19 protein-coding genes are annotated in these 20145 nt (G+C 59.4%); 15 read left to right on the plus strand and 4 right to left on the minus strand.

Annotated features, from left to right (window positions below; translation table 11 throughout):
* The first annotated feature begins 117 nt into the window (after nucleotides 1–117).
* From rph to hemW, 3 genes are read left to right on the plus strand one after another with little or no spacing between them, the layout of a single operon-like run.
* On the plus strand, nucleotides 118–834 hold the full coding sequence (gene rph, locus L1P08_RS10885; RefSeq protein ID WP_303617039.1) for a ribonuclease PH: 717 nt from the start codon (nucleotides 118–120) through the stop codon (nucleotides 832–834).
* Entirely contained in the window at nucleotides 834–1475 is a 642-nt protein-coding gene (locus tag L1P08_RS10890; protein ID WP_303617040.1) for a non-canonical purine NTP pyrophosphatase, read from the plus strand. Before rph ends, L1P08_RS10890 begins: the two co-directional genes overlap by 1 nt.
* Complete coding sequence (hemW, locus tag L1P08_RS10895; protein ID WP_438268408.1) at nucleotides 1396–2637, plus strand: radical SAM family heme chaperone HemW; 1242 nt, start codon at nucleotides 1396–1398, stop codon at nucleotides 2635–2637. The genes L1P08_RS10890 and hemW overlap by 80 nt, the downstream gene beginning before the upstream one ends.
* A gap of 305 nt (nucleotides 2638–2942) precedes the next feature.
* Here hemW and L1P08_RS10900 read toward each other — a convergent pair whose 3' ends face one another.
* Nucleotides 2943–4184: a penicillin-binding protein activator gene (locus tag L1P08_RS10900; RefSeq protein WP_303617042.1), complete on the minus strand. Its 1242-nt coding sequence runs from the start codon at nucleotides 4182–4184 to the stop codon at nucleotides 2943–2945.
* A 162-nt stretch (nucleotides 4185–4346) separates the two neighbouring features.
* Between L1P08_RS10900 and rsmI the strand changes: the two genes are divergently transcribed.
* From rsmI to L1P08_RS10920, 4 genes are read left to right on the plus strand one after another with little or no spacing between them, the layout of a single operon-like run.
* Entirely contained in the window at nucleotides 4347–5234 is an 888-nt protein-coding gene (rsmI, locus tag L1P08_RS10905; protein ID WP_303617043.1) for a 16S rRNA (cytidine(1402)-2'-O)-methyltransferase, read from the plus strand.
* Nucleotides 5197–5574 (plus strand): YraN family protein, encoded by a 378-nt coding sequence (locus L1P08_RS10910; protein WP_303617044.1) that lies wholly within the window; start codon nucleotides 5197–5199, stop codon nucleotides 5572–5574. The genes rsmI and L1P08_RS10910 overlap by 38 nt, the downstream gene beginning before the upstream one ends.
* 3 nt (nucleotides 5575–5577) lie before the next feature.
* Entirely contained in the window at nucleotides 5578–6525 is a 948-nt protein-coding gene (gene gshB / locus L1P08_RS10915) for a glutathione synthase (protein ID WP_303617045.1), read from the plus strand.
* A 51-nt stretch (nucleotides 6526–6576) separates the two neighbouring features.
* Nucleotides 6577–7209, plus strand: a complete 633-nt coding sequence (locus tag L1P08_RS10920; protein WP_303617046.1) for a MarC family protein — start codon at nucleotides 6577–6579, stop codon at nucleotides 7207–7209.
* Nucleotides 7210–7261: 52 nt separating this feature from the next.
* On the opposite strand, the gene L1P08_RS10925 is transcribed toward L1P08_RS10920, so the two are convergent.
* The gene (locus L1P08_RS10925; RefSeq protein ID WP_303619608.1) at nucleotides 7262–7510 is read right to left on the minus strand and encodes a hypothetical protein; all 249 of its coding nucleotides are present in this window, start codon (nucleotides 7508–7510) and stop codon (nucleotides 7262–7264) included.
* Here L1P08_RS10925 and cfa point away from each other — a divergent pair.
* Entirely contained in the window at nucleotides 7509–8624 is a 1116-nt protein-coding gene (cfa, locus tag L1P08_RS10930; protein WP_303617047.1) for a cyclopropane fatty acyl phospholipid synthase, read from the plus strand. The two genes, L1P08_RS10925 and cfa, sit on opposite strands and share 2 nt — an antisense overlap.
* A 31-nt stretch (nucleotides 8625–8655) precedes the next feature.
* Here cfa and L1P08_RS10935 read toward each other — a convergent pair whose 3' ends face one another.
* Complete coding sequence (locus tag L1P08_RS10935; protein ID WP_303617048.1) at nucleotides 8656–9486, minus strand: glycoside hydrolase family 25 protein; 831 nt, start codon at nucleotides 9484–9486, stop codon at nucleotides 8656–8658.
* 252 nt (nucleotides 9487–9738) lie between these two features.
* Here L1P08_RS10935 and L1P08_RS10940 point away from each other — a divergent pair, with 252 nt between their 5' ends.
* Entirely contained in the window at nucleotides 9739–11268 is a 1530-nt protein-coding gene (locus L1P08_RS10940) for a YifB family Mg chelatase-like AAA ATPase (protein WP_303617049.1), read from the plus strand.
* Between the two features lie 208 nt (nucleotides 11269–11476).
* Nucleotides 11477–12094 (plus strand): DUF1294 domain-containing protein, encoded by a 618-nt coding sequence (locus L1P08_RS10945; RefSeq protein ID WP_303617050.1) that lies wholly within the window; start codon nucleotides 11477–11479, stop codon nucleotides 12092–12094.
* A gap of 65 nt (nucleotides 12095–12159) precedes the next feature.
* Here the strand turns inward: L1P08_RS10945 and L1P08_RS10950 are convergent, their stop codons facing one another.
* Nucleotides 12160–13170, minus strand: a complete 1011-nt coding sequence (locus L1P08_RS10950) for an aldose epimerase family protein (RefSeq protein WP_303617051.1) — start codon at nucleotides 13168–13170, stop codon at nucleotides 12160–12162.
* Between the two features lie 157 nt (nucleotides 13171–13327).
* On the opposite strand from L1P08_RS10950, the gene L1P08_RS10955 reads away from it, so the two are divergent.
* The 5 genes from L1P08_RS10955 to L1P08_RS10975 all read left to right on the plus strand — a co-directional run bounded on the left by L1P08_RS10955 (nucleotide 13328) and on the right by L1P08_RS10975 (nucleotide 20081).
* Nucleotides 13328–14353, plus strand: a complete 1026-nt coding sequence (locus tag L1P08_RS10955) for a LacI family DNA-binding transcriptional regulator (protein ID WP_303617052.1) — start codon at nucleotides 13328–13330, stop codon at nucleotides 14351–14353.
* Between the two features lie 94 nt (nucleotides 14354–14447).
* Entirely contained in the window at nucleotides 14448–15911 is a 1464-nt protein-coding gene (xylB, locus tag L1P08_RS10960; RefSeq protein WP_303617053.1) for a xylulokinase, read from the plus strand.
* Entirely contained in the window at nucleotides 15908–17215 is a 1308-nt protein-coding gene (gene xylA / locus L1P08_RS10965) for a xylose isomerase (protein ID WP_303617054.1), read from the plus strand. The genes xylB and xylA overlap by 4 nt, the downstream gene beginning before the upstream one ends.
* A 229-nt stretch (nucleotides 17216–17444) precedes the next feature.
* Nucleotides 17445–19031 carry a glycoside hydrolase family 43 protein gene (locus tag L1P08_RS10970; protein ID WP_303619551.1) on the plus strand — a complete coding sequence of 529 codons (1587 nt, stop codon included), beginning with the start codon at nucleotides 17445–17447 and terminating at the stop codon, nucleotides 19029–19031.
* A 174-nt stretch (nucleotides 19032–19205) separates the two neighbouring features.
* Complete coding sequence (locus L1P08_RS10975) at nucleotides 19206–20081, plus strand: NAD-dependent epimerase/dehydratase family protein (protein ID WP_303617055.1); 876 nt, start codon at nucleotides 19206–19208, stop codon at nucleotides 20079–20081.
* Nucleotides 20082–20145: the final 64 nt, after the last annotated feature.

A 20145-nucleotide genomic window follows, 5' to 3' on the forward strand; every position in this document is an offset into this window, starting at 1 on the left:
TTGCGAATTACCGCTTTCATTTAGGTCATATCACAAGCAACGCCAAGCGTCGGTGCTTGTTTCCACGCCACGGAACCGCTAAGAGGCGCAACCAGAAAAAACCCGGAAGATTTGAAAATGCGGCCATCCGGACGTAGCGCCGACCAAATGCGTGCTGTTACCATCGAACGCAATGTAGCCCCCCAGGCTGAGGGCTCATGCCTGATCAGCTTCGGCAATACAAAGGTATTGTGCACCGCCAGTGTTGAGACCAACCTGCCACCCTGGCGGCGCGGCCAGGGGCTTGGCTGGGTCACTGCCGAATATGGCATGTTGCCCCGGGCAACCGGACAGCGCACACGGCGCGAGGCGACCGCCGGCAAGCAATCGGGCCGCACCCAGGAAATCCAGCGCCTGATCGGACGTTCCCTGCGGGCTGTGACCGACATGGCCTTGCTGGGTGAAAACCAGGTTGTGCTTGATTGCGATGTGATCCAGGCCGATGGCGGCACCCGCACCGCCTCGATCACCGGGGCTTTTGTGGCGCTGAGTGACGCCATTACCTGGATGCAAACGCGCGAACTGATCAAGACCAATCCCTTGCGCGAGCATGTGGCGGCGATCTCGTGTGGTATTTACCGGGGCACCCCTGTGCTCGATCTCGATTATCCTGAAGATTCCGAGGCCGATACCGACGCCAATTTTGTCATGACCGGCGCGGGCCATTTTGTCGAAATCCAGGGCACGGCCGAGCAGACACCGTTTTCCCGCACGGAACTGGACAGTCTGATGGGATTGGCCGAAAAAGGGATTGGCGAACTGGTTGATCTGCAAAAGGCGGCTTTGGCACAATAATGCTTGAACAGTTCAAACTCAAAAAAGGCGCAAAACTTGTGCTTGCCACGCATAATGCGGGCAAGTTGCGGGAGTTCAAACAGCTGTTTGCGCCGTTTGAACTGGACCTGACTTCCGCCGGCGAGCTGGGCCTGCCTGAACCGGCGGAAACCGGGACAACATTTCACGAAAATGCCCGACTGAAAGCGCATGCCGCCGCGCAAGGCGCCGGACTGATCGCCCTTGCTGACGATTCCGGGCTTTGTGTTGACGCGCTTGATGGTGATCCGGGGGTTTATACCGCCGACTGGGCCGGTGAGCCGCGTGATTTCAATGTCGCCATGCAAAGGGTTGAAACCGCATTGCAGGCACGCGGCGCAACCACGCCTGCCCAACGGCGCGGCAATTTTCACGCCACGCTTTGCCTCGCATTGCCGAGCGGCGAAGACCTGATATTTGACGGTGATGCCCATGGCACGCTGATCTGGCCACCCCGCGGCACAATTGGTTTTGGCTATGACCCGGTCTTCATGCCCGAGGGCTTTGATATAACCTTCGGCGAAATGCCGGCCGAACAAAAGCATGCCTGGTCGCCGGGGCATACCGGCCTGTCGCACCGCGCACGCGCTTTTGCCAAACTGGTCGAGGCCTGTTGTGAATAGCGGCGCGCAAGAGCGCGGCAACGGCTTGTTCGGTGTTTATGTGCACTGGCCGTTCTGCGCTGCGAAATGTCCTTATTGCGACTTCAATTCGCATGTCCATCGCGGGGCGTTCGACGAGGACGCCTTCGTTGCTGCCTATAAAAAGGAACTGGGCTATTTCGCTGCCCTGAAACCGGGCGAGACCGTGCGCTCGATTTTTTTCGGCGGCGGCACGCCTTCGCTGATGAGCCCGGCTGCCGTTGGCGAAATTCTTGATTGCATTGCCGCGTTGTGGCCGGTTGCCGAGGGTGCCGAAATCACCCTGGAAGCCAACCCGACCAGCGTGGAGGCTGACCGGTTTCGGGGATATCGCGCCGCCGGGGTCAATCGCGTCTCCCTCGGGGTGCAGTCTTTGCGGCCTGAGCCGCTGGCAGCACTTGGACGTCTGCATTCAGTGGATGAAGCCAAAGCCGCTGTCGCGCTGGCGCAATCGATTTTTGACCGGTCCAGTTTTGACCTGATTTATGCCCGCCCCCACCAGACCCTTGCAGAATGGCATGGAGAACTGGAAGAGGCCATTGCCATGGCTGCCGGGCATTTATCGCTCTATCAGCTGACCATTGAGCAGGGCACGCGCTATTATGACCTGCAGCAGGCCGGCAAGCTGATCATGCCGGATGAGGATCTGAGCGCCGATTTCTATGAGCTGACCCAGGAGCTCTGCGGCGCGGCAGGCATGCCCGCCTATGAGATTTCCAACCATGCCCTGCCGGGCGATGAGAGCCAGCATAACCTGCTTTATTGGCGCTATGGCGAATATGCCGGCATTGGACCGGGTGCGCATGGCCGCATTCTGGTCGACAATGAGCGGTTTGCCACCGCGACCGAGAAAATGCCGTTTGACTGGCAGAAACGGGTGACCGAAACCGGTTCGGGCCTTGTGACCAATGACGTTCTGACCTGGGAAGAAGAAGGGGACGAATATCTGGTCATGGGCTTGCGGCTGCGTGAAGGGATTGATCCGAAACGCTATGCGCTGCTGTCCGGCCGCAAATTTGATCCCTCCCGCACCCAGGACCTGATCGGCTACGGGTTTATCGAGGTGCTCGAGAATGGCAATATCCGCGTCACCGAACGCGGCTTTCCCGTACTTGATGCGGTTGTGGCGGATCTGGCGGCTTAAGGCTGGTTTGATCGCAGATACGCCGTTATTCCGCGTTTTTGCCCGGCGTTGATCCGGCCATCCATCCTTTTTTGACGCCTAGCGCATGGGCCCTCGGGTCAAGCCCGGGGGAGAAGGAAGAGAGCGGCATTCCGCTTCTTCTCACTCCCCTTGATGGGGACTTCGAGCCGTCCCATAGGGCCAATCGTGCCAGTGGCACGATTGGAGGTGAGAAGGCCATGAGGCCTATGGCCGAATGGCAAGGGTGCGGTGGCGCGACACGCGCAAAGCCCGCAAAAAGCGCCATCCACTCAAACGCTCCGCCCTTAAGGCAGTTTTGGTCCATCCACGCGCTGCGCACCGCCGGCAATAACCTGCTTGATGGTCAGCGCATATTCGGAGCGGCCATCGGGCAGGAAGCGGAACAGGCCATCGCGGCCATTGAAACCGGAGGCGCGGGTCAGCTGGCCACGATCATATTTGGGTGTACCCAGCGCCAGCGAGGAAGAATTCGCCAACAGGGTCGCGGTATAAGCGATCGAGGCGAAAGGATGCGGGGTGGCGCCGAAACGGGTCTGGTATTCGGGGCGCAGGGCCTGTTGGCCCGTATCGTCGATTGCCGGATAGATCGCGCCGACCAGATAGGGGGTCTGGCTGATATTGACGTCATTGTCCCAATCAGCCGAACCGATAATGGTCACGCTACCCCGCTCGATACCTGCCGCTTCAAGCAGAACGGCAAAGCTGGGCGCTGTCGCGCGGTCCGGAATGAACAGGGCATCGACCTGACCGCTTTTGATCAGCGGGATCACCTGTTCGACGGCCGTACGCGCTTCAGTTTCGCTGGTGAATGTGTGCACGGCACGGGCGTTCAAGCCCAGATCCGCCACGGCCTGACGGAAGGCACCATCCTGAATGCGACCGAAATCGGTGCTGGGGACGATGGCCGCGTAGGCACGACGCCCCTGGCTCTGGGCATAGGCCATGGAGCGGCGCACCTCGCCTTCGGGCAGCACGTTGAGCAAATAAACACCGGGCGACGCGGCGCCGGTATTGTTGGAAAAGCCGATGACGGTAATGCCGGCCGTGCGGGCAACCGATCCGGCGGCGCGCACGCTTTCCGCCCGCAAGGGGCCGAGAATGAGGCTGGCCCCTTCGGCAACCGCCTCGCTGGCCATGCGGCCGGCAATGGCCGGGTCACCCTTGGTATCTTTCAGCACCAGCGTGATATTGTCCGCCACTGTGGGGCTGGACTGGATGAATTCCATTGCCAGCCGCGCGCCATTGGCCATTGAAATACCGACATTGGAAAGATCGCCGGAAACCGGCAGCAACAGGGCCACACGTACGGGACCATTGCCAATCGGCTCGCCGGCTGCCGCCGGCAGCACCTGATTCGTTGATGGCAGCTGGCTGACGCTGGTATTACGGGTCTCGATATTGGGACCAAAACTGAAATTCGAACAGGCCGAAAGCAGGACCATGGTCGCAGCGCTTGCCGCGATGGCCGCTATCCGCCGCATGCGCGAACGCATGCCGTGCATTTTCAGATCCACCGACTGTTCCAATGATCCGCCCCTTAGACTTTATCTGGCTGACACCGGTTCTCGCTGCGAAGCTAGGCGGCAACGTGGCGAAGGTCCGATGTTTTTCATCCCATGCTATACAAAATCGCATCCAGTGCTTAAAGACTTGAACGCCCGAACCCGGCAATCCATGGGAATAATCTTGTGACTAACCCAAAAGATTTCTATTTGAGCGGGCAAGCTCTTGCTGCACCGGCCCTCGCACCGGGACTTTATATTGTCGCCACGCCCATCGGCAACCTTCGCGACATTACCATCCGGGCGCTGGAAACGCTGGCCGCTGCCGACATGATCCTTTGCGAGGACACACGCCAGAGCGCGCGCCTGCTCACCCATTACGGTATCAAAACCCATCGCTCGGCGCTGCATGAACATAATGAGCGTGAACGCATGGGCAATATCGTCACCCGGCTGGGCGAGGGCCAGGCGATTGCCTTGATTTCTGACGCGGGCACGCCGCTTCTCTCCGATCCAGGGTTTCCACTGGTCCGCGCCGTGCGCGAGGCCGGTTTTGAGGTATTCGCCGTGCCGGGTGCCTCGGCATTGCTCGCGGCCCTGACCGTTGCCGGACTGCCCACTGACCGGTTCAGCTTTATTGGCTTTTTGCCCCCAAAACAGGGCGCCCGGGCCAATATGTTGCGGCCCTTGGCGAATAATGCGGAAACGCTGGTATTTTATGAATCACCGCGCCGGCTCGCTGCGACACTTGAAGCGATGATAAAAGTGTTCGGGCCAGAGCGCGAAGCGGCGGTTGCACTGGAACTGACCAAACGATTTGAACGGGTTGAGCGCGGCACGCTGGCCGAATTGCATACATTTTACACCGAGGACGACACCAAGGGCGAGGCGGTTATTCTTGTTTCGGGTGCCGTGCCGGGGGCGGTGGATAGCGCTGACTGGGAAGCCGCGCTGGCCAAGGCGATGGAAGACCAGCCCCTGCGTGCAGCCGTTGATGAAATCAGCACGTTGTTCTCCCTCAAACGCAAGCAGGTCTATGATGCCGCCCTTGCCCTCCGCCAGACAAAAGGCTGAGCGGCGCGGCCGTCTCGGCGAAGTACTGGCGGCGCTTTATCTGCGCCTGCAATTCTACCGTATTCTGGCCACGCGGGTGAAAACGCCGGTAGGTGAGATTGACCTCATTGCCCGGCGCGGCCGGACAGTGATTTTCGTCGAGGTGAAACTGCGGCGCAATATTACGAGCCTCGGCGCGGCGCTTGATGCAGTGAACCGCCGGCGCATCAGCCGCGCGGCGCAATATTTTCTGACCCAGCGCCCCAAGCTAACCGATTACACACTACGATTTGATGTGATTTTCCTTGCACCCTTTGCCTGGCCACGCCATGTCAAAGGTGCCTTCGAAACGCTGGAGTAAAAAATGGCCCTCAAGACTGCCGTGCAAATGGACCCGATTGAAAGCATTGAGCCCAAAGGGGATTCCAGCTTTGCCATCATGCTGGAAGCGCAGGCGCGCGGCCATGAGCTGTTTTATTATCTGCCCGACACCATTGCGCTGCGCGACAATATTGTCAGCGCGCAGGTGATGCCGGTTGAAGTTTTTGACAAGCCGAAGGGCGAACATTTCAAGGCCGGCGCGCCGGTTTTGACGGATCTCTCGACATTCGATGTGGTGCATTTGCGCCAGGATCCGCCGTTTGACATGCATTACATCACCAATACGCATTTGCTGGAACGCATTCATCCAAAGACTTATGTGGTCAATGCGCCGGGCGCGGTGCGCAATGCGCCCGAGAAAATTCTCGTGACCGAATTTCCCGAATTGATGCCCCCCACGCTGATTACCCGCGACCGGCAGGCCATTCATGCGTTCCGCCGCGAGCATGGCAATATCATCGTCAAGCCGCTCTTCGGCAATGGCGGTGCCGGGGTGTTCCTGATTTCGGAAAGCGACCAGAATCTAGCCTCGCTGATCGAATTGTTCGAGCAGAGCTTTCGCGAACCCTTCATGATCCAGAAATATCTCCCCGATGTGCGCAAGGGCGACAAGCGCATCATCATTATCGACGGCGAGCCTGTAGCGGCAATCAACCGGGTGCCCGCAGAGGGTGAGGCGCGTTCCAACATGCATGTGGGCGGCCGGGCCGAACACAGCGAATTGACCGCGCGCGAACACGAGATCTGCCAGACCATCGCCCCGGCGCTCAAGGAGCGTGACCTGATTTTCGTCGGCATCGATGTGATTGGTGGCTTCCTGACCGAGATCAATGTCACATCGCCCACCGGCATTCGTGAAGTGAAACGCTTTGGCGGACCGGACATTGCCGCCCTTTATTGGGATGCAATCGAGAAGCGGCGGGCGCACTAGGTTCACAAGCGGCAAACCATCCGCTAGCCTCTCCGCCAATCGGGGGATTTCATGAGCAGTTCATATCTTGTGGCGCTGGCCACTTTTTTTGCGACAGTAGGCGTTGCGGATATTGCCTTTATCTTTGCGGCCCTGACCAAGGACAATACGCCGCCTGAGCGGCGCGCGCTGGCAACACGGGGCGTATTGATCGCCTCGGGCATCCTGTTTTTCTTCGGTTTTCTCGGCAATCAGATCCTTGATCTGTTCGGCGTCACCATCGCGGCATTGCGTACCGGTGGTGGCATTTTGCTGATGTTGATTGCCATCGACATGGTATTTGCCCGCCATTCAGGCGGCACAAGCACAACCAGTGAGGAACATGCCGAATCGCGCAAGCGCGATGATATTTCGGTTTTCCCCCTCGCCATGCCGCTCATGGCCGGGCCCGGGGCAATTTCGGCGGTGATTCTGTTGACCACCAGCGCCAAGACAGACACGGAGTTCTGGCTGGTCCTCGCCGCACTGGCGACAATCATGTTTGCAGCCTGGCTGACCCTGCTTGTGGCCATTCCGGTTCAGCGTCTGTTGGGGCTCACCGGCCTTTCAGTGGTCTCACGGGTGATTGGCATTCTGTTGGCGGCGCTGTCAGTGCAGTTTATTTTTGACGGCATCAAGGCCAGTGGCCTGCTCACGGGGGGTTAGGCCTACCGCCGCCCGGGCCTTGGGCTGCAGGCGGCGGCGATCCGTCATGGCGCTATTTGCCTTTGAGTTTGACAGCAGCCGTGGCAGCGGGCTTTGCCGCTTCCTTTTTCGGCTTTTTGGCTTCCTTATTCGAACGTAGCTGACCTTTGGCCATTTGTTGCACTCTCATAGAGAACAGGGTCTCGACCCCGGGCGCGCAATGCGTCCACACTTGATATCGCTCCCAAAATGGCAAAAATTCAAGCGGGTAATGCAACACTCTCGTGGATGGTTGCAGGTCCAGGCCGAGGAGTTCAATCATGAGCAAAGCTGAACGTTACATCACCGGCATTTTGTCCGATGTCGCAGGTGTCGAAGTGGGCGGCACCCGCCCCTGGGACATCAGTGTGCGTGACAAACGTACCTATGGGCGCGTTCTGACACGGGGCACGCTGGGCCTGGGCGAAAGCTATATGGATGGGTGGTGGGATGCTGAAAATATCGATCAGTTCATCCATCGCCTGCTGGTCTCGGATATCAAGGCACGGATACCTGTAGATGTGGCGCTTTGGGGCTCAATGGCAAAGGCCGCCTTGTTGAACCTGCAACGTTTGCGGGTCTTTGAAGTTGCCGAGAAACACTATGACGCGGGCAATGACCTCTACCGCGCCATGCTGGACAAGCGCATGGTCTATTCCTGCGGCTATTGGCCGGAGGCTGCAAATCTTGACGAGGCACAGGAACACAAGTTTGACCTGATCTGTCGCAAGGCCGGGCTAGAACCAGGCATGCGGATACTTGATATCGGTTCCGGCTGGGGCGGATTTTTGAAGTTTGCGGCAGAGAATTACGGCGTGGAAGCGGTCGGGGTGACCATTTCCAAAGAGCAGTACAATCTCTCGCGCGAAATTTGCGCTGGGCTGCCGATTGATATCCGGCTTGAGGATTATCAGGCACTCGGGGGGCAGTTCGACCGGGTTATTTCCATCGGCATGTTTGAACATGTGGGCTACAAGAATTACCGCCGTTACATGCAAAAGGTCCATGATCTGCTGGCGGATGATGGCTTGTTCATTCTGCACACGATTGGTGGCAACCACACGGTGAACCATGGCGACCCGTGGTCAGAAAAATACATTTTTCCCAATGGCATGCTGCCCAGTCAGCAGCAACTGTCCTCGGCCAGCGAAGGGCTGTTCATCATGGAAGACTGGCATAATTTCGGCGCTGATTACGACCGGACACTGATGGAATGGCATCGCAATTTCGAGGCAGCGTGGCCTGAGCTCGCCCCCCATTACAACGAACGGTTCTACCGGATGTGGCGCTACTATCTGTTGAGCTTTGCTGCGACCTTCCGGGCGCGTAAAATCCAGCTCTGGCAGGTGGTTTACAGCAAGCAGGGGGTTGTGGGCGGCTATCGCTCCGTCCGGTGACGCGGTCCTTTGGGACCGCGCCGGACGGGTTTTATTTCAGGCCACCGCATTTGCCATAAGGGGCAAGACGATTGGCCATGCGCGGGTCGCAACCGGTCAGCAGGAAACGCACCCATTCACCCTCGGAGCCATAAAAGGCGTTGCGATCCACCTCGCCGCGAATGCCGGGCATGGTGCCGGTCTGGGTCCATTGCCAGAAGGTCCATTCGGGACGGCGGTCATAGCGGTGATGCGGCTCGGCTGCTGTCGAGCGCAACCAGAAGGCATTGTCGAAATGCTCGCCTTCGAGAATATCGCGGTGGAAATTGATATCGGAATAGATGATCGGAATTTTGCCGGTATGGGCTTCCATTTCTGCCAGCATGAGGCGGATTTTTTCCAGCGTGTCTTCCTTTGAGAACTTGGCCTTGCAGCTGGACTGGTGGTTCCATTCCAGATCAAGGACGGGCGGCAGGGCGTCCGGATCGGCGGGAACATTGCGCTTGAACCATTCGGCCTGATCCTTGGCCAGCGAACACCAGGTCATGAAATGATAGGCGCCACGCGGCATGCCGGCGGCCTTGGCGCGATGCCAGTTCTGGCGGAACATGGGATCGATATAATCGGCGCCCTCTGTGGCCTTCATGAAAACGAAATGCGTGCCCGCGTTACGGGCCGCAACAAAGTCGACATTGCCCTGATACCGGGCGATATCAATGCCCTGAACCGGCAAGGCGCGGGCGCGGGCAACGCCCGGATGCGGTTTGTTGTCCCCCTTGACCACACCGTAGGAAAAGCAGCCTGCCAGCAGGATGGGCAGGCCGATGGCGCAGATAATTTTTGCTGCAATTGTGGAAAATCTGGCGGCGGAGACTGCGGTCATTCAATGCAACTTGGTTGGAGGGAAAGGTTGCATTTGATTCAACATGTGCTGGTTAAGGGTTTATTGCCAAAGCCGTTTTGGCCGGAGTATCTGCAAATTGTCAGTTAATGAAAACTTAATGTCAGGGCTGACAAAACATCGTTTACCAGCCTTTTTAAGTGATGATGTTTTCAACATCCCGGCTCATGTTCCCTAAATGTTCTTGCCGATCATAAATAAACCGGCTAGATTTTTTGCGATTTGGGGGATCGCATGGTCACGCGTGTCAGAACGGTTGCGTTCCAGGGCATTGAGGCGGTGCCGGTTGATGTTCAGGTGCAGATCGCGCCGGGCCTGCCGGCATTCCGCATTGTGGGCCTGCCCGACAAGGCGGTGAATGAAAGCGGCGAACGGGTGCGCGCGGCCCTGATCGCCTCGGGCCTCTCGCTACCGCCCAAACGCATTACCATCAATCTCGCGCCCGCTGACCTGCCGAAAGAGGGCAGTCACTACGACCTGCCGATCGCGCTCGGGCTGATGGGGGCTATCGGGGCGGTGCCGACCGACATGCTGGAGAATTTTGTGGTGCTGGGGGAACTGGGGCTGGACGGGCGTCTTGCCGCCATTGCCGGCACCCTGCCCGCCGCGATTGCCGCCAGTGCTGCCGGGCGCGGCATAATCTGTCCGGAAGCCTCGGGCCCGGAAGCGGCATGGGCGGGGGAAGAAATTGATATCATTGCGCCGGAAAGCCTTTTGGCGCTGGTCAACCATCTGGCCGGACATCAGGTCTGTACAAGGCCACAGCCCAAACGGCAGGCTGATGCGGCGGGCTTGCCGGACCTTGCCGATGTGCGCGGGCAGGAAGCGGCCCGGCGCGCGCTGGAAGTGGCAGCGGCCGGCGGACATAATCTTTTGATGATCGGCCCGCCGGGCGCGGGCAAATCCATGCTGGCGACCCGCCTGCCCTCGATCCTGCCCCCGCTTAATCCACGCGAATTGCTGGACGTGTCGATGATCCAGTCGATTGCCGGGGAACTGGCCGGCGGGCGGATTTCGGACCGGCGGCCGTTTCGCGCGCCGCATCATTCTGCCTCTATGGCGGCATTGGTGGGCGGCGGCCTGAAGGTGCGGCCCGGCGAGGTGTCCCTCGCGCATAACGGCATTCTGTTTCTCGATGAACTGCCCGAATTCAACCCGCAAACCCTCGACAGCCTGCGCCAGCCACTGGAAGCGGGGGAGACCGTAATCGCCCGGGCCAATGCGCGGATCACCTATCCGGCACGGTTTCAGCTGGTGGCCGCGATGAACCCGTGCAAATGCGGCATGGCGGGGACACCGGGACATGTGTGCAAGCGGGGCGAGCGGTGCACGGCGGACTATCAGGGCCGCATTTCGGGACCGTTTCTCGACCGGATCGATATCCGCGTTGATGTGCCCGCCGTCTCGGCGCGTGAGATGATTGCGCCACCGGGCCCGACGGAAACCAGCGCGGTTGTGGCGCGGCGGGTGGCGCGGGCCCGCGAGATGCAACAGGCCCGCTATCTCGGGCTGGGTACCACTGGCGTGCATACCAATGCAGGTGCCAGCGCAACACTGATCGAACAGGTGGCCAATCCCGACCCGGAAAGCCAGACCCTGTTATTGCAGGCAGCGGAACGTTTTGCGCTTTCCGCCCGCGCCTATCACAGGGTGCTCAAGGTCGCCCGCACGCTGGCCGACCTTGCGGGAACTGAAAAAGTTGCCCGTGTGCATATTGCCGAGGCGCTCGGCTATCGTGTCAGCCTGATGCAGGCCGCCATATAAATTCCATTGACCAAAGGCGGGTGGACACCACCCATTATGACAGAGTACACGGGGGACGAATCCAAGGCCTGTCCCGCCTAGAAGCTGTCCGTTGCCGGCGCTGCTTTGATGCGTTGCGGCCTGGCCAATGGTGAACGAATGTTAACCTTTGCGGTGCTATCCACAAACGCATGTTTGCGGGGCGCGCAAGGGTCGAAGGAATTAAAATATGCCGCGCGTAACTGCGAATCTGGTGGAGTGGAAAGACGACAAGGGCTATGGATTTGCCCGCCAACCGGGTGGCACCGAACGGATTTTTGTGCATGTAAAAGCCTTTGACAGCAACGGCCCGCGCCCCAAAAAAGGCGACGAGCTGGAGCTTGATATTGTCGCCGGGCGCAATGGCAAACCGGCAGCGGAAAATGTCAAAGTGCTGGGTGCGGAAGAAGTGGCGCAACAACTGCCCTTCCATCTGGTGACGGCGATCATGCTGTTTCTTTTGGCGCAGATTGTCGTCATTCTGGGCCGCGCACCAATTGACATTCTGGTGGTCTATGCCGTGATGGGCGGGCTTTCCATATATCTTTACAGCCGGGACAAGCAGGCCGCCCTGTTTGGCTGGTGGCGCATTCGCGAATCGACGCTTTTGACGGTGGATTTTTTCGGCGGAATTATCGGTGGCCTGCTGGCGCAGCACCGGTATCGCCACAAAAAATCAAAAGCATCCTATCAGGTGCGCACCCTGATAATTGTTGGTGTGCACGCAGCCCTTCTGGCCGCGCTCGGCAGCGGATTGCTGAGCGTCAACACCCTCTCAAGCGTCATGACGCTGTTCGCGGGCAACTAGCCACAGCCGCTTTTGCCAAAAGCCACGGGATGCCCGCAGCTTTTGGCAAAACCCGGGGTATCGGTCTAGCCGATCTCGATATCGCACCAATGGCTATAGGGCTTGTCGGGGGTGCAGATGATATTGGGGAAATGGGCGTGATGCACCGCGTCTGGGAACATCTGGTCCTCAAGGCAAAGCCCGGCGTGTTTTTTGTACATTTTGCCGCCAAGGCCGGGCACCGGCACATCGGTGGTGACGCTGTTATAGAGCTGCAGACCGGGGCGGTCTGTCCACAGTTTCAGGGTCAGATCCTTATCAGGCGCGGTGACGATGGCGACCGGATCGGCCAGATCCCGGCCATGATCGAGCACGTAATTGAGATCATAATCGACAGGTTTGCCATCCTGCCCGTAAAGGGTTTTGCCGGCGCGGAAATCATAATCCGTGCCAGCGACGGGCACGATCTCGCCGGTTGGCACCAGACCTTCGCCCAAAAGGGTGCGGGCGCCGGACGCCAATTGCACATGATGGTCCAGAACGTGATCGCTGGTGCCCAGATTGAAATATTGATGCTGGACCAGACTGATAGGGGTTGGGGCGTCGGTTGTGGCGGAAAGCGCCAGTTTCAGCTTTTTGCCCTCAAGGGTATAGACCGCCTCGAAATGGACATTGCCGGGATAGCCCATGGCCCCATCCGGGCTGTCGAGCGTGAACTTGACTGCATTGGCGGCGCTGTCCGGTTCCATCGCCCAGACCTTGCGGCCGATGCCTTCGGGACCACCATGCAGGTGGTTGGGGCCGGTATTGGGCACCAGATCATAGGTTTTCCCGTTAAGCTCGAAACGGGACCCGGCAATGCGGTTGGCGACACGCCCGGCCAGCGAACCAAGATGAGGGCTGTGTTCGGGATAGGGGGAGAAGCTGTCAAACCCGAGAACGACGGAGCGCATGCCGCCCGCCACGGGGACCTGCCAGTCGCGCACGTTGACACCCCAATTGGTCAGGCTGACGACAACGCCCGCATCACTTTGCAGCACGGCCTGATCGACCCGCTGCCCTTCAAATTCCCCGAATGCCGAGACCGGTATGGCCATAATATTCACTCCCTCAATATTGCTGGCCGCAAGCTCTAGCGGATTCCCGGCGCAAGGCAAAGCTTTGCTGCATCAACATGATCGCGGTTGACCTTGGCAACGCGGCGGGCCATTTCTTTAGCATGGTCAGGCGAGGTGCGATGTGGGCAGCGGGAACATGAAGCGGGCGACAGTGCATGACGTGGCGCGACAGGCCGGCGTGTCACTGGCCACGGTGGACCGGGTACTCAACAATCGTCCGGGTGTGCGGCAAGGCACAATCGACAAGGTGGAGAGCGCGATTGCCCAGATCGGGTTTCGCCGGGATCTTTCTGCCTCGCTGCTGGCCCGGTCGCGGGCGATCCATGTTCATTTCGTCATGCCCATGGGCAGCAATCAGTTCATGAAGGGGCTGGCGGGCGCGATTGAAATCCATGCGGTGGAGGCCGCAGCGGAGCGGATGCAGATCAGCACGCATTTTGTGCGCGCCTTTGACAGTGCCGCGCTGGCGGCGGCGCTGGAGGCATTAAGCCCCGAGAATTGCGATTGCGCCATTGTGGTGGCAACCGATGATGCCGGGGCGCGGGCGGCCGTGAATGCGGCGGCGGGCCGCGGCATTGCAATCATGACGCTGGTCTCGGACCTGCCCGGCACAGCGCGCCGGCAATTTATCGGCATTGATAATCGCGCCGCGGGCCGGACGGCGGCGGGGCTGATGGGCCGGTTTTGCGGCGGGACTTGCAAGATCGGGCTGATTGCCGGTTCGCTTGACCTGGCCGACCACCGGGACCGCTATGAAGGCTTTCGCGAAATCGCCAACGCGGAATTTCCGCATTTACAGCTGATCGGGCCCGAAGAGGGGTTTGATGAGGCGGGCATGACCGAGGCCGCTGTTAGCAGGCTGGTGGCCGCGCATGGGGACCTGGCCGGACTTTATTCGATGGGGGCGGGTAATGCCGGGTTGATTGCCGCGCTCGAGGCAAGCGGGCGGGCCGGAGATTTGCGGGTAATCGCCCATGAACTGACCCAATCAACCCGCACAGCGCTTAAATCCGGGGTGATGGATGTGGTGATTGACCAGAATCCGGATGGCGAAATTCGGGCGGCCATTGCGGCCGCGCGGCAGATTGCGCTGGGGGGGGATGCCGGGTTTTCTGGCGCGCCGATTGAAATCGGTATTTTCCTGCGCGACAATTTGCGCTAATCGTTCAGGGATCAGCTGACAGAAAACATGACGGGCCGCAAAAAGGGCCGTTCCGGGAGGAAAATATGACAATCAATTTTGAGGTACGTGCCTCATGAGTACCTATCTCGGTCTTGATATTGGCACCTCGGGGGTCAAAGCCATGCTGATTGACCGGGCGGGCAAGGCGCTTGGCGAGGCCAGCGCGCCGCTTGAGGTGATGCGGCCGCAGCCCGGCTGGTCGGAACAAAATCCGGCTGACTGGTGGCGCGCGGTGCTGGAAGCGGTTGACGCCTTGTCAAAATCGCATCCGGCTGAGCTGGCCAGGGTGCGCGGGCTTGGGCTTTCGGGCCAAATGCATGGTGCCGTTTTGCTTGATGATGCCGACGCGGTACTGCGCCCGGCGATTTTGTGGAATGACGGCCGCTCGAGTGCGGAATGTGCGGAAATCGAGCAAGCCTGCCCCGAAGCCCGCGCGATTGCCGGCAATATTGCCATGCCCGGCTTTACCGCCCCGAAAATTCTCTGGGTGAAAAAGCATGAGCCGGAAATTTTCGCGCAGATTGCCAAAGTGCTGCTGCCGAAAGCCTATGTCCGGCTGTTATTGTCCGGGGACTATCTGGAAGACATGTCCGATGCCTCGGGCACGCTCTGGCTGGATGTGGGCAAGCGCGACTGGTCTGATGCGCTATTGGCGGCGACCGGGCTGAACCGCTCGCATATGCCGGCGCTGGTTGAAGGCTCGGCCCCGGCAGGGCAATTGAAAGCCGAACTGGCGGCACGCTGGGGCATGACCGGACCGGTGATTATCGCCGGTGGCGGCGGGGACAATGCAGCCTCGGCCTGCGGCATTGGCGCGATCCAGCCGGGGGATGGGTTTGTCTCGCTGGGCACCTCGGGGGTTTTGTTTGTCTCCAATGACAAGTTCCGGCCCAATGTGGAGGGCGCAGTGCATGCATTTTGCCATGCGATCCCCGACACCTGGCACCAGATGGGCGTGATCCTGTCGGCGACGGATAGTTTGAACTGGCTGGCGAAGATCACCGGGCAAAGCGCGACCAAACTGGCCGGCGCGGCGGAAGCGCAATTCAAGGGGCCGGGAGCGGAGATTTTCCTGCCCTATCTCTCGGGCGAACGCACACCACACAATAATGCCGGGGCGCGCGGCAGTTTTACCGGGCTGTCGCATGTGACCGATCCGGCGCGACTGGCGCAGGCGGTGATGGAGGGCGTTGCCTTTGCCTTTCGCGATAGCCAGCGGGTGCTGGCGGATGCGGGCACAAGGATCGACCGGCTATTGGCGGTTGGCGGCGGCTCGAATTCCCAGCTCTGGCTGAAAATGATCGCTACCAATCTCAACATGGAAATCCATGTGCCCCATGACGGGGATTTCGGCGGCGCCTTTGGCGCGGCACGACTGGGGCTTTGTGCAGCGGAAGGCGCCGACCCGCGCGCTGTCTGCACCATGCCCGAAATCAAATCCGTGATCACGCCCGATGCGGCGCTGGTTGAGGCCTATTCCAATCAATATGCGCGTTATCGCGCGCTTTATCCTGCCATTGAGGAGGCAACTGCATGACCGATTTTTTCAAGGGGCTGACCCCCGCCAAATATGAAGGCCCCGAGAGCACCAATCCGCTCGCCTTCCGCCATTACAACCCGGACGAAATCGTGCTCGGCAAACCGATGAAAGAGCATTTGCGCTTTGCTGTTGCCTATTGGCATTCGTTTGCCTGGGAAGGCGGCGACCCGTTTGGCGGGCGCACCTTCGACCGCCCCTGGTTTGGCGGCGATATGGACGATGCCCGGCTGAAGGCCGATGTGGCGTTTGAATTGTTCACCCTGCTTGATGCGCCCTATTTCTGCTTTCACGATGCGGATGTGCGGCCCGAGGGCGAGAGCTATGCCAAATCGGTGAAGCGGCTGAACAAGCTGGCCGATATTTTTGAGGAAAAGATCGCCGAGACCGGCACAAAACTGCTCTGGGGCACGGCGAACCTGTTCTCCAACCGCCGTTTCATGTCGGGGGCAGCGACCAATCCGGACCCGGATGTGTTTGCCTATGCGGCGGCGACCATCAAGGCGAATATGGACGTGACCCATCGCCTTGGCGGCGAGAATTATGTGCTCTGGGGCGGGCGCGAAGGCTATGAGACATTGCTCAATACCCGTGTGGGCCAGGAAATGGACCAGATGGCGCGCATGCTCTCCATGGTGGTCGATTATAAGCACAAGATCGGCTTTGAAGGCGCGATCCTGATCGAGCCGAAGCCGCAGGAACCGGCCAAGCATCAATATGATTATGACGTTTCGACGGTCTACGGGTTTTTGAAAAAGTACGGGCTGGAAAAAGAGGTGAAGGTCAATATCGAGGTGGGCCACGCGATTTTGGCCGGGCACACATTCGAGCATGAAGTGGCGATGGCTTCAGCGCACGGGATTTTCGGTTCCATCGACATGAACCGCAATGATTACCAGTCCGGCTGGGACACCGACCAGTTTCCGAACAATGTGCCGGAAGTGGCGCTGGCCTATTACCACATCCTCAAGGCGGGCGGCTTTACCACCGGCGGCACCAATTTCGATTCGAAATTGCGGCGGCAGTCCATTGATCCGGAAGACCTGTTGCATGGTCATATCGGCGGCATGGACACCTGCGCCCGTGGGTTGAAAGCGGCAGCGGCGATCATTGAGGACGGGACTTATGACAAGTTCCTTGAAGAGCGTTATGCGGGCTGGAACGGCAAGGAAGCGCAAGCCATGCTGAAGGGCGAACGCTCGCTTGAGGAGATTGCGGCGCGCGTTGAGACAGATGATCTCGACCCGCAACCGCGTTCGGGCCGTCAGGAATATCTCGAGAACCTGATCAACCGGTTTGTTTGAGACTATATCCTTCACCTCTCCCCTTGGGGAGAGGTCGGCGCAACGCGCCGGGTGAGGGGGGCTTTTGCGCGTACCGCAAGGCCCCCTCACCCCGGCCCTCTCCCCCAAAGGGAGAGGGAGGGAACGCGCAACACGCCGAATGCACAACACAAATAGCTGAGACCCTTATCCGGCGTTAAAGCGCCACCTTTGCCCCAAGCGCAAAGGGAGACAGGAGCCCGATATGCCAATTGTTCAAAATCCGATATTGCCCGGGTTTAATCCCGACCCCTCGATCTTAAGGGTCGGTGACGACTATTATATCGCCACCTCGACCTTTGAATGGTTTCCCGGGGTGCAGATCCATCATTCAAAAGATCTGACCAACTGGGAGTTGATCACCCGGCCGCTCAACCGAAAGTCACAACTGGATATGCGGGGGGACCCGGACAGCTGCGGGGTCTGGGCGCCATGCCTGACCCATGATGGCGAACAATTCTGGCTCGTTTATACCGATGTGAAGCGCAAGGACGGCTCGTTCAAGGATGCGCATAATTATATCGTGACCGCGCCTTCAATCGAGGGGCCCTGGTCCGATCCGGTCTACATCAATTCCTCGGGCTTTGACCCCTCGCTGTTTCATGATGATGACGGGCGGAAATGGTTCATCAACATGATGTGGGACCACCGGGTGCGCCCGCTCTTGTTTGCCGGCATCGCCGCCCAGGAATATGACCCGGTGGCGCAAAAGCTGGTGGGCGAACGCCAGAATATTTTCACCGGCACAGATTTGAAACTGGTTGAGGGCCCGCATCTCTACAAGCGCGATGGCTGGTATTACCTGCTGACCGCGGAAGGCGGCACGGGTTATGAGCATGCCTGCACCTTTGCCCGGTCACGCCAGATCGAGGGGCCGTATGAACTGCATCCGCAAAAGCATATCATTACTGCCAAGGACCATCCGCTAAACCCGGTGCAGCGCTCGGGCCATGGGGATATTGTCGAGACGCCGGATGGCAAGACCTTTGTGGTGCATTTGATGGGCCGCCCGACGACGCAGAAACGCCGCTGCGTACTGGGACGGGAAACCGGCATTCAGGAGGCCGAATGGCGTGATGGCTGGCTCTGGGTCAAGGACGGGCCGGTGCCCGCGCTTGAGGTGGACCTGCCCGCCGCCCGCGACGAGGCCAAATACTGGGCTGCAAAGCGCTATGATTTTGACAGTGCTGAATTGCCGATTGACCTGCAATGGTTGCGCACGCCAGAGCCGGAGCGGATTTTCTCGCTGACCGACAAGCCGGGCGTCCTCAGGCTTTATGGCCGCGAATCGATTGGCTCGTGGTTTGAACAGGCGCTGGTGGCGCGCCGGCAGCAGCATTTCAATTATCAGGCAGAAACCGAGATCGATTTCTCGCCGACCGATGAACGACAAATGGCCGGGCTGACCGCTTATTATTCGCGCTATAATTTCCACTATCTGGTGGTGACCGCCCATGCTGACGGGCAGCGCGAATTGATGATCGTTAGTTCCGAGGCCAGCCATCCCGATGGCAAGCTGACCTTTCATGGCGACCCGCTCAGCGTACCTAATGACGGCAAACTGCGGCTCGGGGTGACGGTCAAGGATTCAAAGCTGCAGTTTGCCTATGCGCTCGAGGGCGGGGAGATGGCCCCGTTCGGCCCGGCGCTGGATGCCTCGCTCCTCTCGGATGAATGCGGCGGGCATGCAGAGCATGGCTCGTTTACCGGGGCGTTCATTGGTGTTTGTGCGCAGGATTTGAACGGGACGGCGCTTGAAGCGGATTTCAGCTATCTGACTTATACGCCAATCCAGTAGGCCAGACCCCATCATTGCGAGCGCCCGACGGGCGCGCGGCAATCCAGAAACTCAAGCACCGCGCCTGTTGCTCTGGATTGCTTCGGCGGCTTGGCCGCCTCGCCGTGACGGGGAACACACGTGAATATAAAGGCGGCCCCGTCAGGGCCGCCCAAACCCGAGGAGACATGCCCCATGAAAACCATCGCAGTTACCGGCGGATCGGGGTCGCCCGAGCGCGGCATTGGTGCCGTTATCGTCAAAATGCTGGCCGACAAGGGCTATGAGGTTGTCAATCTCGACATTGCCCCGCCGCGTCAGGATGTGGGGTCCTTTCGTCATGTGGACCTGACCCATTACGGCGATACCTTTGCCTGCCTGCATGGGTGTGATGCGGTGGTGCATCTGGCGGCGAACGCCAATCCCGATTTTGACCATTTCACCGGGGCGAAGCGGTTTCACACCAATACGCTGGCGACCTATAATGTATTTCAGGCCGCTGTGGCGCTCGGCATGGAAAAGGTCGTCTGGGCCTCGTCGGAAACCGTGCTCGGCTTTCCCTATGACAAACACGTGCCGGACTTGCTGCCGACCCATGATGACGAACCGGCGATCCCAACCGGTTCCTACGGGATTTCCAAGGCGGTGTGCGAGGAGATGGCCGCGCATTTCTTCCGCCTGCACGGCATGCCGATCCTGGGCCTCAGGTTCTCCAATATCTATTATGACATTGCAGGCCATGAGACCGGCTATGACCAATTGCCCCCCTATTGGGAGAAGCCCGAGGACAAGAAATTCAATCTCTGGGGCTATGTGGACAGCCGCGACATCGCGCAAGGGATCTGGCTGGCGCTTCAGGCCGACATCAGAAGCGCCCGCAATTACACGCTGGCCGCTGCCGATACCAATATGAAAATGACCAATGAAGAGCTGCTCGAACGCTGCTTTCCGGGCACGAAACTGCGCCCCGGCACCGGGCCGCATGACACGCTGATCGGCATTGACCGGGCCCGGGATGAGTTGGGCTATCAGCCGCAATATTCGTGGCGCGACATACTGGGTGAAAAATAACCTGAATTCTGGCGTCAGGGGCGGTTGGATTTAGCCGCCAACTGCCCTAGTCTCGCCAACTTGC

This window comes from Mariluticola halotolerans, assembly GCF_021611515.1.
Lineage (GTDB): Bacteria > Pseudomonadota > Alphaproteobacteria > Rhizobiales > Devosiaceae > Mariluticola > Mariluticola halotolerans.

Bases quoted from the DNA above. Each gene is read 5' to 3' on its own strand.
- hemW (WP_438268408.1), top strand. From the start codon at position 1,396: ATGCCTGGTCGCCGGGGCATACCGGCCTGTCGCACCGCGCACGCGCTT.
- L1P08_RS10950 (WP_303617051.1), bottom strand. From the start codon at position 13,170: ATGGCCATACCGGTCTCGGCATTCGGGGAATTTGAAGGGCAGCGGGTC.
- L1P08_RS10945 (WP_303617050.1), top strand. From the start codon at position 11,477: ATGCCGCGCGTAACTGCGAATCTGGTGGAGTGGAAAGACGACAAGGGC.
- L1P08_RS10925 (WP_303619608.1), bottom strand. From the start codon at position 7,510: ATGATTGAACTCCTCGGCCTGGACCTGCAACCATCCACGAGAGTGTTG.
- xylA (WP_303617054.1), top strand. From the start codon at position 15,908: ATGACCGATTTTTTCAAGGGGCTGACCCCCGCCAAATATGAAGGCCCC.
- L1P08_RS10935 (WP_303617048.1), bottom strand. From the start codon at position 9,486: ATGACCGCAGTCTCCGCCGCCAGATTTTCCACAATTGCAGCAAAAATT.
- cfa (WP_303617047.1), top strand. From the start codon at position 7,509: ATGAGCAAAGCTGAACGTTACATCACCGGCATTTTGTCCGATGTCGCA.
- L1P08_RS10890 (WP_303617040.1), top strand. From the start codon at position 834: ATGCTTGAACAGTTCAAACTCAAAAAAGGCGCAAAACTTGTGCTTGCC.
- gshB (WP_303617045.1), top strand. From the start codon at position 5,578: ATGGCCCTCAAGACTGCCGTGCAAATGGACCCGATTGAAAGCATTGAG.
- rph (WP_303617039.1), top strand. From the start codon at position 118: ATGCGGCCATCCGGACGTAGCGCCGACCAAATGCGTGCTGTTACCATC.
- L1P08_RS10940 (WP_303617049.1), top strand. From the start codon at position 9,739: ATGGTCACGCGTGTCAGAACGGTTGCGTTCCAGGGCATTGAGGCGGTG.
- L1P08_RS10920 (WP_303617046.1), top strand. From the start codon at position 6,577: ATGAGCAGTTCATATCTTGTGGCGCTGGCCACTTTTTTTGCGACAGTA.
- L1P08_RS10910 (WP_303617044.1), top strand. From the start codon at position 5,197: ATGATGCCGCCCTTGCCCTCCGCCAGACAAAAGGCTGAGCGGCGCGGC.
- xylB (WP_303617053.1), top strand. From the start codon at position 14,448: ATGAGTACCTATCTCGGTCTTGATATTGGCACCTCGGGGGTCAAAGCC.
- L1P08_RS10955 (WP_303617052.1), top strand. From the start codon at position 13,328: ATGAAGCGGGCGACAGTGCATGACGTGGCGCGACAGGCCGGCGTGTCA.
- L1P08_RS10975 (WP_303617055.1), top strand. From the start codon at position 19,206: ATGAAAACCATCGCAGTTACCGGCGGATCGGGGTCGCCCGAGCGCGGC.